The 13077-nt window shown below is 41.0% G+C and carries 12 protein-coding genes; all 12 read right to left on the reverse strand.

The window, feature by feature from the left end; all coding sequences use genetic code 11:
- Positions 1-166: 166 nt before the first annotated feature.
- Positions 167-2956 carry an isoleucine--tRNA ligase gene (gene ileS / locus P7J36_RS10815; protein WP_408552116.1) on the reverse strand — a complete coding sequence of 930 codons (2790 nt, stop codon included), beginning with the start codon at positions 2954-2956 and terminating at the stop codon, positions 167-169.
- A 13-nt stretch (positions 2957-2969) separates the two neighbouring features.
- Positions 2970-3407, reverse strand: coding sequence for a GNAT family N-acetyltransferase (locus P7J36_RS10820; RefSeq protein WP_408552115.1), 438 nt, complete (start codon positions 3405-3407; stop codon positions 2970-2972).
- 232 nt (positions 3408-3639) lie between these two features.
- Complete coding sequence (locus tag P7J36_RS10825; protein WP_024385043.1) at positions 3640-4329, reverse strand: DivIVA domain-containing protein; 690 nt, start codon at positions 4327-4329, stop codon at positions 3640-3642.
- 8 nt (positions 4330-4337) lie between these two features.
- Positions 4338-5129 carry a YlmH family RNA-binding protein gene (locus P7J36_RS10830; RefSeq protein WP_408552114.1) on the reverse strand — a complete coding sequence of 264 codons (792 nt, stop codon included), beginning with the start codon at positions 5127-5129 and terminating at the stop codon, positions 4338-4340.
- Between the two features lie 2 nt (positions 5130-5131).
- Positions 5132-5395 (reverse strand): YggT family protein, encoded by a 264-nt coding sequence (locus P7J36_RS10835; RefSeq protein WP_172056674.1) that lies wholly within the window; start codon positions 5393-5395, stop codon positions 5132-5134.
- 4 nt (positions 5396-5399) lie between these two features.
- Positions 5400-5963 (reverse strand): cell division protein SepF, encoded by a 564-nt coding sequence (locus P7J36_RS10840; RefSeq protein ID WP_002943041.1) that lies wholly within the window; start codon positions 5961-5963, stop codon positions 5400-5402.
- Positions 5964-5979: 16 nt separating this feature from the next.
- A complete protein-coding gene (locus P7J36_RS10845; RefSeq protein WP_044774420.1) occupies positions 5980-6651 on the reverse strand; it encodes a YggS family pyridoxal phosphate-dependent enzyme in 672 nt (223 codons plus the stop codon).
- Positions 6652-6657: 6 nt separating this feature from the next.
- The gene (gene ftsZ, locus P7J36_RS10850; protein ID WP_408552113.1) at positions 6658-7887 is read right to left on the reverse strand and encodes a cell division protein FtsZ; all 1230 of its coding nucleotides are present in this window, start codon (positions 7885-7887) and stop codon (positions 6658-6660) included.
- 25 nt (positions 7888-7912) lie between these two features.
- A complete protein-coding gene (gene ftsA / locus P7J36_RS10855) occupies positions 7913-9292 on the reverse strand; it encodes a cell division protein FtsA (protein ID WP_408552112.1) in 1380 nt (459 codons plus the stop codon).
- 152 nt (positions 9293-9444) lie between these two features.
- On the reverse strand, positions 9445-10509 hold the full coding sequence (locus P7J36_RS10860) for a cell division protein FtsQ/DivIB (RefSeq protein ID WP_408552111.1): 1065 nt from the start codon (positions 10507-10509) through the stop codon (positions 9445-9447).
- A gap of 5 nt (positions 10510-10514) precedes the next feature.
- A complete protein-coding gene (locus P7J36_RS10865; protein ID WP_408552109.1) occupies positions 10515-11579 on the reverse strand; it encodes a UDP-N-acetylglucosamine--N-acetylmuramyl-(pentapeptide) pyrophosphoryl-undecaprenol N-acetylglucosamine transferase in 1065 nt (354 codons plus the stop codon).
- 2 nt (positions 11580-11581) lie between these two features.
- Positions 11582-12931: a UDP-N-acetylmuramoyl-L-alanine--D-glutamate ligase gene (gene murD / locus P7J36_RS10870; protein WP_408552108.1), complete on the reverse strand. Its 1350-nt coding sequence runs from the start codon at positions 12929-12931 to the stop codon at positions 11582-11584.
- Positions 12932-13077 lie beyond the last annotated feature (146 nt).

A 13077-nucleotide genomic window follows, 5' to 3' on the forward strand; every position in this document is an offset into this window, starting at 1 on the left:
CGAAGATAGAACTCTGTTACTTTCTTATTTCAAGGTAACAGGCTGAAAACCTCCACTGGAGCTTTTCACTCATCAAGACTCGTGACAACGGATAATTTTGATTTTCGAAGAGTATTACAAAAAAAGCCTATCGCTAGATAGACTTTAACAAATGTATTGTGATTGCTTAGGCTTCAAAACCTTGAGCTACTGCTTCAGCAAAGTTTTCTTCTACTACGCTTGCACAGTGGTCACAGATTGTTGCGCCATAGCTGCGCTCTGCAACACTAGTATCAATACGGCGGCAACGGTCACATACTTCACCGCTTGCACGCTCTACAGTAAAGGCAACTTCTTCTACCAGAACAGCACTTTCAGGAGCTGCTTCCGTGGTTACTGTCAAGTTTGAAACGATGAGCAACTGAGCAAGATCTGCATTCAAGCTCTCCAAGAAGGACTTGGTTTCAGCTGAGACATAGGCAGTCAAATGAGCTTCAAGTGACTTACCAATCACTTTTTCATTACGCGCTTCTTCCAAGGCTTTTTGTGCCTGAGTACGGAAGTTCATAAAGTTTTCCCAGTCAGCCAAAAGCTGCGCTTCATTGGCAAAGGTTTCCACCTCTGGCATTTCCGCCAATTGTACAAACTCTTCTGCTTCGTGTTCCAAGTATGACCAGATTTCTTCTGCTGTATGTGGCAAGATTGGAGTCAAGAGCTTGGTAATTTTCACCAAGATGTCATAGAAGACTGTCTGCATCTGACGACGAGAAAGTGATTTAGCACCATCAATGTAGACAACATCTTTGGCAAAATCGAGGTAGAAGGCTGACAAATCAAGAGTTACAAAGTTTACTACAGATTTGTAGATAGCCATGAAGTCATAGTTGTCATAAGCTTGACGAATTTGGGCTACCAATTTGTTAAATTTCACCAAGAGATACTGGTCAACAGAACGAAGCTCTTCGTAAGCCACCGCATCACTTGCAGGATTGAAATCAGAAGTGTTGGCAATCAAGAAGCGAAGGGTATTACGGATTTTACGGTAGGTTTCAGAAACCTGTCCAAGAATATCCATAGACACACGTACGTCGTTTGAAGTATCAACAGATGTCACCCACAATCGCAAGATTTCTGCACCAAATTGTTTCTCAACATCACTTGGCAGAATGGTATTGCCTAGAGATTTAGACATCTTCATGCCTTTACCGTCTAGGACAAAGCCCTGTGACAAGACAGCCTTGTATGGTGCATGCCCATTTACGGCTACAGAGGTAATCAAGGATGAGTTAAACCAACCACGGTATTGGTCAGAACCTTCTAGGTAGAGGTCTGCTGGGTAGGCAAGGTTTTCACGGGCGTTCATGACACCATTCCAAGATGAACCAGAGTCAAACCATACGTCCATGATGTCTGTTTCTTTGGTAAATTCGCCATTTGGTGAACCTGGATGAGTGAAACCAGCTGGCAAAAGATCTTTGGCTTCAGATTTCCACCAGATGATAGAGCCATGCTCTTCAAAAAGGGCAGCAACGTGGTCTGTCACTTCCTTGGTCATAATCGCAGTACCATCTTCTGCATAGAAGATTGGAAGCGGTACACCCCAAGCACGCTGACGAGAGATGACCCAATCCCCACGGTCACGGATCATGTTATAAAGACGTGTTTTACCCCAAGATGGATTGAAAGTTGTTGCTTCAATCTGATCCAAGATTTCCTGACGGAATTTAGAGACAGAGGCAAACCACTGCGGCACTGCACGCCAGATGATTGGTTTCTTGGTTCTCCAGTCAAATGGGTATGAGTGATTGATCACTTCACTAGCAAGGAGCAAGTCGCCTAATTTTTCCTTAACCGTTGGTACAACCTTATCATAAAATTGCCCTTCAAAATCAGGACCCGCAGCTTCATTCATCAAGCCACGTTCGTTGACAGTTACCGCAACCTCCAAGTCATATTTGACACCGACATTATAGTCATCCTCACCAAAACCTGGAGCCGTATGGACGATACCTGTACCAGAGTCCGTTGTAACATGGTCACCCAAGATGACCAATTCATCCACTTCAGTATCCCATGGGTGTTCGGTCATGATATATTCAAATTCAGCACCCTTGTGTTTTGAAATCACTTCGAAGGATTCCCAACCGAATTTAGCTGCCAAGCTATCAACCAAGGCTTCTGCCAAGACATACTTACGGTCAGAACCAGCTGGTTGAACCAAGACATAGTCAATGTCTGCTCCCATTGTCAAACCGCGAGAAGCCGTTACTGTAAATGGAGTGGTTGTCCAGACAACGATGTAGCTGTCTGTATCCAAGAGCCCCTTGCCATCTTTGACCTTGTTAGCATAGTAAAGAGATGTTGAGTCGATGTCATGGTATTCGATTTCAGCTTCTGCAAGGGCAGATTCAGATGACCATGACCAGTAGACAGGCTTGGCACCACGGTAAATATAACCCTTGTCTGCCATAGCACCGAAGACACGGATTTGAGCAGCTTCATAGTCTTTCGTCAAGGTGATGTATGGATTTTCCCAGTCTGCAGAAACACCCAAGCGTTTGAAATCATCACGTTGCTTGTCAACTTGGCTAAGAGCGTAATCACGACACATTTCAAGGTATTCTACCAAGTCCATTTCCTTGCGCTTAACACCTTGTTTTGCCAAGACTTGCTCAATAGGAAGACCATGCGTATCCCAACCCGGTACAAATGGTGCACGGAAGCCAGACATTGACTTAGAGCGAACGATAATATCTTTAGAAATCTTGTTCAAAGCATGTCCAACGTGGATATTTCCGTTAGCGTATGGAGGGCCATCGTGGAGGTGGAAGGCAGGTTTGCCTTCATTGAGTTCTTGGCGACGAGCATACAAGTTTGCTTCATCCCAGGCCTTTTGCCATTCTGGCTCACGTGTTGGTAAGCCTGCACGCATTGGGAAGGCCGTTTTGCCTAAATTAAGGGTTTCTTTGAGTTTCATTTTATCTCCTTTATTAAAAAGTTAATTCCATTTTTATTTCTTGGCCAATCATACCAACTGATTGAAAGCCAAATTTTTCTAAGATATACCGCATTTTATGATTGCCAATAACATAATTTATAGAAATTTTATGACAAAGCGGATCAGCCTTTGCCTTTCCAATCACTTGCCGAATAACTTCTTTACCAAATCCACGATTTTGAAAATCCTTATCAATCAACAAACGCCACACATAGTAGCTCTTGTCTTCTTGTATAGACAACAATACAAAACCTACGATTCTCTGCCCTGATTTGACTGCATAAGGAAGCAGATGTCCCTCCTCCCGATAGAGCCATGCCTGAGCTAAAGAATATTCAACCGATGCTACTCGGCGTTGGTCCTCAGGTGCAAGTTGAACTTGTAACACTGCTTCAAAGTTGTCCTTGTTTACTAATTCTAATCGTATCATAAAAAATATAAAAAACTCCCGCCAAATAAGGACGAAAGTTCGTGGTACCACCTTAGTTTAGATAGAGTCTCCCCTATCCCTCTATGTTCGTAACGTGAACGGGCGTCTTTCCTTACTATTTTCAGGAAAAATCAAACAAAGTGATGATCCATAGAAAGAGATTGTAGGGCTTCCACCATCTCCTACTCGCTATAAATATTTCTACCGACCGTGTCTCTGCTTATGATCTTTATTATTCTTCTGTTGAAATTTCTACAGACTCTCCACTCTCAAAAGCTGCTGCCTGACGAGTTAATTCTGCAATTTCTTCTGGTGTCAATTGACGTGTATAATCCAAACTTTCTTCTTCAACAGGTAATTCTTCATCCAAAGCCTTATGAAGAACATCACGGAAAGCCTCGTCACTTGTTTGAATATAACTTGCTGTTGGGCGAAGGATTTCCTCCCATTCAGATGAATTAACCAATGATAACTGGCTTTCTACTGTTGATTTCAGACGCTGATGGAAAATACGTGTCTTGTTTTTTAATTCTTCAGTCTCAATAACAACTTTTTTCGCGTTGTCAGTCGCATTACGAAGAATTTCATTTGCCTTATCTTTAGCTTCATGTAACAATGTTGCCGCATCATAGTCAGCTTGTTTAATAATATTTGCCGCTTGATCTTCGGCCGCAACCTTTACTTTCTCAGCTGTATCTTGAGCTAAAAGAACTGATTTACTCAATGATTCTTTCATCTCATCAAAATAAGCCAAACGTTCCCGCAAATTTTTCAATTCTAACTCTTGGTCATGATTTTTACGAATTAAATCCTCATAATCACGCGTTACAATGTCCAAAAAGTCATCAACTTCATCTGCGTCGTATCCTCTAAATTTTGTAGCAAAGGTTTTATCTTTTAATTCTAATGCTGTAAGTGCCATCTTTCCTCCTAAGTATTAACAATGTCTAACTTTAATTTTATCTTCCCTTGCTTAGAAAAACCTAAAAATTCATTTAGGCGAACTCTGCCATATCTCCTAACACTAATTAATTGCCCTATTTCAACTAATTTACTGGTTTGTTCTGTCAGAACATAATCCAACTTCACATGTCCAGCCTCAATCAACTTATTTGCAGTTGCCCTTGAAAGATTAAATGCGACCGAAATCAATTTATCCAATCTCATACTAGAAACCAACACATCCTTTGAACGCCATTCCTGTCCAATCGGTAGTCGAACAGTCGTCCATTCTTCTTCTTTTCCCTTAACAGGGACACGAGCAATTTTGGTGATAGACTGTAAGGCAATCTGCCCAAATTTCTGATCGATAAAGACAATCAATCGTTCATCATCAATCAAAATATCACCCAAATACTCCCTTTTAATCCCTAATTGATTGAGAAAAGTTCCAAGAACTTGTGAATGGGATAAGGTATGAAATTTTCTAGCATAGGACAAATGAAGAGCGGTTAACTCAAAGTCCTTGATGTCCAACTCATAATAAGCCGGAGCAATAATAACCCGCGAATGTTCAGTCGAAACAAAGTCCCGACTAGAAAACGTTTGTAACTGGTAGTAGTTAGCAATTTTGCATATAATTTCATCTTGTCTAGGATGCAAAAAGTGAGTTAATCTATATGAATACGTATCTTCAACTTGCTGACACATATCCATTATTTTCTCTACAAACTCTCTTTCTTCCCTAGAAAAATGTTGCAATAAGTTTTTGTCATTTTTCATAACTATGCTAACAGTAGCAATAATTGAACCAAGAAGCGAGTTCCCATATTAAGCGCAATCATGGCTGCCATTACGGTCCAATCCAACCCCATAAATTGCAGATTAAATCGCCTAAAGGGGTTTAAAATGGGTGCTACCAGCCATTGAATCAAACGTCCAATCGAGCTTGTATACAGGCTAGGAAACCAACTTAGCAAAGCGTATGCCAATAAGAGATAGGAATAAATTTCTACAATTTTTAATAGTAAAAAAATCAAAATTTGCATAGCGTTACCGTTTTATATCAAAGTCAAAATTTGAATCAGCCACACCAGTACTTGTACCAGCATTGCGCAATTCTTCAATATTGACTGTGACATTTACTGGAGTTAACAGCCACATGGTATTTGAGACCTTTTTCAAATTTCCAGATAATACTGAACGAGCACCATCCAAGTAGTCTAGGCAACGTCTAGCTTGTTGCTCCGACATATATTGAAAATCAATGAGAATACTCGCATTATCTAATAAAAGATTTACCATCTCTGGTGCATCTTCATAACGTTTTGGAAACTTAATATCAATTGTAGTTTTGACAATCTCTTTTTCGTTATTATTAGTCATCAATTCTTGCTGCCTTTCATGTAGGCGTTGAAGTTGACTTTCTGAACGTGCTTCCCGACGCGTCTCTACTTTTGGCTGCTGTTCGCGCACAGGTGCAGCTGTAGTACTGGCAACACGCATTTTAGGACGATCATTAGGCATTGAATAGGCATCTGCCTGTTCTTCAACTTCATTGACTTCGTCAACTTCAAAGTAATTAAATAAGTTCTTAAATGTATCTTTTAATGCCATATTTTCCTCCTCTCCATTATTCAAAGAATGCTGAGCCAATTCTCACATATGTAGCTCCGTGAGCAATGGCGCGTTCAAAGTCCCCACTCATTCCCATACTTAACTCTGTAAAGGGCATACGTGGTAAGTTCCTTGTAGCTAGTTCTTCTTGGATTTCCTGCATTTTAGAAAAAATCTCGTCTAATTCATCATCTGTAGCATCAATCGGTGCCATCGTCATCAATCCAACAAGTTCAATGTTCTCCAATAAACTAATTTCAGCAAGTGCCGCATCAATCTCAGATACTGCAAAGCCATGCTTACTCTCCTCACCGGAAACGTTGACTTGGAGGAAACACTTGACTATTTTAGTCGCACGTTTATCTATTTCCTGAGCTAGTTTGACAGAGTCTAGGGCGTGGAAATAATCAACAAATGGAATAATGTCCTTGACCTTTCTTCTCTGTAAAGTCCCTATCAAATGCCAGGTCAATTGTTTGTCTGCTAGGGCATTATACTTTTCTAAGAACTGATCGACTCGATTTTCTCCAATATGGGTAATCCCAGTATTCACTATCTGATTAGCAATAGAGCTGTCAACATATTTGGTGACAGCTATTACCTTTACTGATTCACTTGGACGACCTGCCTTCTCAGCAGCTTTTGCCACTGCTGAAAAGATAGCATCCTTATTCTTTTGAAAATTCATTTTAGTTTAGCGATTACGGAAGAATGGTGGTGTATCCAATTCATCCTCATCTTGATCCATTGTAAATTTTTCGACTGAAACAGTGGATGTTGGTTCCGTGTCAGTTGGACGAATCAAGTTTTCGCGACGCAAATCCCACTCTCCGAAAGCAGAAGCTTTCGGTGCTTCAGTTTGTTGTGCAGCTCCACGAGTTGGTGCTGATGCTACTGAATGATCAAAGCGTTGAGAAGGGCGTGGTGAAACAGCTTCCGCGCGATGGCGGGCTGGTTTATCAGCAGTATCTTGACGAACACCCGTAGCCACAACAGTCACACGAATCTCATCTTTCATTGTTTCATCAATAGATGTACCCAACCAAATGTTAACACCTTGACCCGCAGCCTGATTAACGATTTCTGAAGCATCTTCTGCTTCTGTCAGAGTCATGTCATAACCACCTGTAACATTGACAATGACATCCTCTGCACCATCAATTGTTGTTTCAAGAAGAGGAGAATAAATCGCTTTACGAGCCGCCTCAATCACTCGGTCCTCACCAGTACCGATACCGATACCCATCAAGGCGTTTCCTTTGTTTTCCATAACTGTCTTCACATCTGCAAAGTCCAAGTTAATCAAACCAGGATTTGTAATCAAGTCTGTAATTCCTTGAACACCTTGACGAAGAACATTATCAGCTTCGCTTAGTGCTTCTAAAAGCGGTGTTTTCTTATCAACAATTTCAAGAAGGTTGTTGTTTGAAATAATTAAGAGTGTATCTACTTGTTCGCGAAGACCTTCAATTCCCTCAATCGCAAAGTTTCCACGTTTATTACCTTCAAAACCAAACGGACGAGTCACAACTGCGACAGTCAACGCACCCAAGTTTTTAGCAATACGTGCAATAACAGGAGCCGCACCAGTCCCTGAGCCACCGCCCATACCAGCAGTGATGAAGACCATATCTGCACCAGTTAATACATTAGTCAATGCTTCTTCGCTTTCCTCAGCAGCTTTACGACCAACCTCAGGTTGACCTCCAGCACCCAAACCACGAGTCAATTTAGGACCTAGTTGGATAACTGTTTCAGCTTTAGAGCTACTTAGCGCTTGTACATCTGTGTTTGCTGCAATGAACTCAACCCCAGCAACACCTTCTTCAATCATACGGTTAATCGCGTTTCCGCCACCACCGCCGACACCGATTACTTTAATGACAGCACCATGACTAGCTGCTGCTTCAAATGAAAATGCCATAGTTTAAATCACCTTTTCTTTTCTCTTATTCAAACATGCTGCCAAACAAACCACGAATGCGATCTGTGATGTTTCCCTTAGCAGCTGGACGAACTTCTTCTTCCTCATCATGATAAGCAGGAATCACTTGCTCATCAGCATGCTCCACAGTATTCAATTCGCTCACGATTTCTTTTTGAATTGGCTGACTAATTCGAGGACGAGTTACAGATATTTCAACAGGTTTATGTCTCAAAAGAGTTTCACCATTCACCGCATGTTGGGCAATATTTTCAACATCTTCCAACTCACCAACATACTCAACAAAGCTAATCACACTTGCAAATGCTGGATTGCGGATACCAATTTGATTTGGAACAAAAAGTTTAGTGTTAACACCAAACACTTCTTGGGCCAATTCTGTAATTCCTGGTAAGATAGCACCACCACCTACAAGAACAATGCCTCCTGGCAAATCTAGAGCACGTGTACGCTCCAAATCTTGTTTTACACGGTCAAAAATCTGACGCAAACGTGCCGCAATCACTTCTGAAAGGTAGCGCTCGGTCACTTCAACTGGAGCGTTTTCCCCAATCACTTCGACAGTGAACTTTTCCTTATCACTTGCATCTTGCGGATAGGCAATGCCGTAGTTGTATTTCAAGTTTTCAGCAATACTCTTTGATGTTGTCAATACTTTCGAAATATCGTTTGTGATATAATCCCCACCTTCTTGGTAGATGTTTGTGTATTGCAACTCTTGGCCACGCATAACGGCCACAGTCGTTTGACCACCACCAAGATCAATGATAGTCGCACCAAACTCACGTTCACCTTCATTCAATACAGAGCGAGTTAGTGCCAATGGAGAAATTACAATATTTTCAACTTGGACACCTGCACGCTCCACCGTTTTACGAAGATTGTGAAGAATGGTACGTGGTCCTGTGTACAGCATACCACGCATTTCCAAGCGAATTCCCATCATTCCACGAGGGTCCTTAATGCCTTGGAATCCATCGACAGTGAACTCTTCTGGAATAAATGAAATCACTTCGCGTTCCGGAGTCATACTCTTTGTCAATGCTGATTTTACAACATTTTCAACATCCAAGTCTGTAATTTCTTGTGAATCTGTTGTAACAGGAATCATCCCTTGAGTCGGTTCAATCTGAAGAAGGTTGGCAGGTAATCCAACATTTACCTTTTCAATGCGGATACCTGACTTTTCTTCTGCCTGCTCGATTGCTTTTTTAATCGCTCCAGCAGCCACCTCAATATTTACAATAATTCCATCTTTGACGCCAGCACTTTTTACATTGCTGACCCCAATCACATTCATTTCGTTATCAATATATTCTGCAACCAAGACTTTAACGGAGCTTGTACCAATATCTAATCCCGTAAAAAAGCCGTTCCTAGCCATTCTATCAGTCCTCTCTTACTTCCAACTTTAACAAATCATCTTCCATTTTGAAAAATAGTATAATTAGTCATCATTCATTATACCATATTATATCGAATTATGGTGTTTTTAAAGGATTTTTTTATTACTTTTTCTTTACAAAATTATCTATTTCAGCTTGCATATCTATAAATACCAACTTCCATATCAATTGTCGTTGGAACTGTCACTTCTGCCGCTATTTTTGTATAGTAAGGCAACTTCTGGCTAATCTCACTCAATGGAACTAAAACCGTGTTCCCATCTGCCATATTGAGTGTCAGCAAATCCGCGGTCACTTTACTTGGCGTTAAATTTATTGTCTGAATAGCAGAACGAATTCCTGTATCTATTTTCCCCAATTCAATGGCCAGTTCCTTGATTAATTCCTTGTCGGATAAATTAATCGTTGGGTAGCCTTCTGGCAAGGAATCCTGTGAAATTGACTCTCCACCAACCTCTCCACTAGACAATACTGGATACCACTGACTTTGTTGCTGAATGTAGCCTATTATAGCGTATTCTTTAATTTGAATCGTAAAGGTAGCTGGAAACTGGACCTTGATTGTTGCTGTCTCTACAGACGAACTATTCTTCTTAATATTCTTTGCGTAAGCATCTGCATGCAAAGCTATGGTTACAATGTAATCATCTGGAGAGATAAGGCTATAATTTTCTACTTGCTCAGCAGTTAGTCGCTCATTTCCAACGACCTCTATTTGTTTTTTCTTGCTGGTTGGAGAAATAAAATACAGAGCCAAGGCTGCCAATAACAAGCTCGCTACAAGAACTGGAACGGCTTTCCACACTACCTTGGAAGGAATAGCAGTTTGTAAAGGGTGAATCTTTTTCTCTGTTTCCTTTTTGGATTCCAGACTCTCTTGTCTTCTGTTTATTCCCTGAAAAAGGACTCTTTTACTCTTTTTAGCTTTTGGGCTCTTCTGTTCTGTTTGCCCCTCGTCAACTGCCTGAATTTCTACCTCATCTTTATGAGCAAGGTAGGCTTGGTGGCGTGCTTTCCATTGTTCGAAAAAGGCACTTTTTTCATCATCCGGAGCAGTCACCTCAGGTATGTCTACATCTTCGGCTAATACAGATTCTTTTTCTGCTGATGAAATTTGTTCTGAATCCAATTCTACTTGGGATGCCTGTTCCACTTCTAGCACTGATTCTTCTACATTTGAATCTTTTTCCATCATAGAACCTACCTTCCCATATCTTCTCTAAGCAAATTGTAAAAACTATCTACTGACTGAATTTCATTAGAATTTGCCATGTTTTGGATATAAAATTCCTTATTTTTCAATAGCTCATCAACTTCTACTAACAGACTGGCAAATGTCAATTGACTTTCATCAATCTGCTTAGAATATCCCTTTTTCTCTGCATAGAGAGCATTTTCAATCTGATCCCCTCGACTGGCCTGCCGTCCCAGTGGCACAATCAAATGGAGTTGTTGCATGGCAATCAACTCAAACAGAGTATTGGAACCACCACGGGTAATAACGACATCCGCTAAATCCATCAAGGGTTGATAAAGTTCTGTCACATAGTCAACTCTATATAGGTTTTTATCTAATTGATTGAGACTACTGTCCCCTGTCAAGTTGATAATATTGAATCGTTCAGTCAGAACAGCACTATTCTGACTGATTAAATCATTAAAGACCTTAGCACCGCCCGAACCACCTACAAACAGTAGGGTCGGCAGACTTTTATCGAAGTGACTGAGAATTTCTGGCAACTGAATTGGTGTAACTTTGTCATTCGTTTGCCCCACTTTTGTAACCGCACCAACATGTTTTACTTTAGTCAAGCTGGCAGGTTGCTCAAAAGTACTATACATGGTTGTCGCAAATTTATAGGCTATTTTATTGGCCAGTCCCATTGTTAAGTCTGATTCATGGATAAAGACCGGAACCCGCAACAAATTAGCAGCAATAACTGGCGGAACCGATACAAACCCACCTTTTGAAAAAAGAGCTTGCGGACGAATTTTAGCAATAATGGCCAAGGATTGAAGAACACCAAAACCAACTTTAAACACGTCCAACATATTTTGAAAAGAGAAATAACGGCGTAATTTCCCAGTCGAAATAGAATGAAAATGGACATCTAAACCTGATTTCACAACCTGCTCATGTTCAATACCGTTCCCATCACCAATATAGTGGACTTCCCAGCCTTCTTCCAAAAATCGCGGAATCAAAAGGAGATTGAGCGTCACGTGCCCAACAGTCCCTCCACCTGTAAAAACAATTTTTTTCATGATTATTTCAACTCCTCAAAGGTCTGTAAGAAAACGTCGCCACGCACTTCAAAATTGGCATACATATCCCAGCTTGCATTAGCTGGACTTAAAAGGACAATATCTCCTTTTTCCGCAATGGCAAAGGCTTTTTGAGTCGCATCCGCAATATCGAGAGCTTCTATCGTTTCCACCTCTGCTTTATCAGCAGCACGTTGAACACGGGGAGCTGATTGGCCAAGGAGCACCATTTTCTTTAGTCCGACCAAATCAGGGACTAATTCATCAAATTCATTGCCACGGTCCAAGCCACCTGCAATCAAAATGACCTTGCTATTGTCAAACCCTGAAAGAGCTTTTTGAGTCGCCAAGATATTGGTAGACTTACTATCATTGTAGAAGGAAACACCGTTGATTTCACCTACAAATTGCAAGCGGTGTTTGACACCTCCAAAGACAGACAAACTTTCCTGAATCGCTTGGTGGTCTACTCCCAACAATTTGGCAACCACAATTGTTGCCAAGGCATTTTCAACATTGTGTGAACCTGGAACACCAATTTGGTCAGCATCCATGATGTATTCACCCTTGAAATAGAGTTTTCCATCTGCCAAATAAGCTCCATCAACCACTTCCTGTGTTGAAAATGGAACAACCGTTGCCTTGGTCTGTTCAGCCAATTCCTTGGCTTCTTTCTGGTTGAAGTTGAGCACTACAAAATCCTCAGCCGTCATCTGACGCTGAATCATCCATTTAGCTGCTACGTAGTCTTCAAAAGTCCCGTGATAATCAATATGACTGGCAATGAGATTGGTCACAACGGCGATATGCGGACGGAAAGATTCTGTCCCCATTAACTGGAAAGACGATAATTCCATGACCAAGGTATCCTCTGCAGTCGCAGTTTGAGCGACCGAAGATGCTGGGTAACCAATATTTCCACATAATTTTGCAGGTTTATTTCCAGCATTCAAGACTTCTGCAATCATGGTCGTTGTCGTTGTCTTGCCGTTCGAACCTGTAATCCCCACGATTGGAGCATCTGATACCAAGTAGGCCAATTCAACCTCTGTCCATACTGGAATTCCTTTGCCAATTGCTTTTTCAACCATAGGATTATCATAGCGAATTCCTGGATTTTTTACCATCAAAGCGAAATCTTCATCCAATAATTCCAAGGGATGGCTCCCGCAAATTACACGGATACCATCTTCCAACAAAGATTGAGCAGTCGGATTTTCTTCAAAAGGCTTTCCATCGTTAACAGTGACGATAGCACCCAATTTATCTAGGAGACGGGCTGCAGATTCCCCTGATTTAGCTAAGCCTAGCACTAACACTTTCTTATTTTTTACAATATCAACCATCTTCATCTCAAATACCTTTACTTTCTAACACCTTATTTTAACCTTTACGAAGACCTTTTTCAAGCCAGAGGACAGAAAGAATCATTCCCGTAGTTCGTATTTTATCCAATTTGTTACCGTCCAAAAGAGGATAGTGACGACTTTCCTTATCT

Origin of the sequence: Streptococcus suis (genome assembly GCF_046032115.1) — a bacterium.
GTDB classification, from domain to species: Bacteria; Bacillota; Bacilli; order Lactobacillales; family Streptococcaceae; genus Streptococcus; species Streptococcus suis_AJ.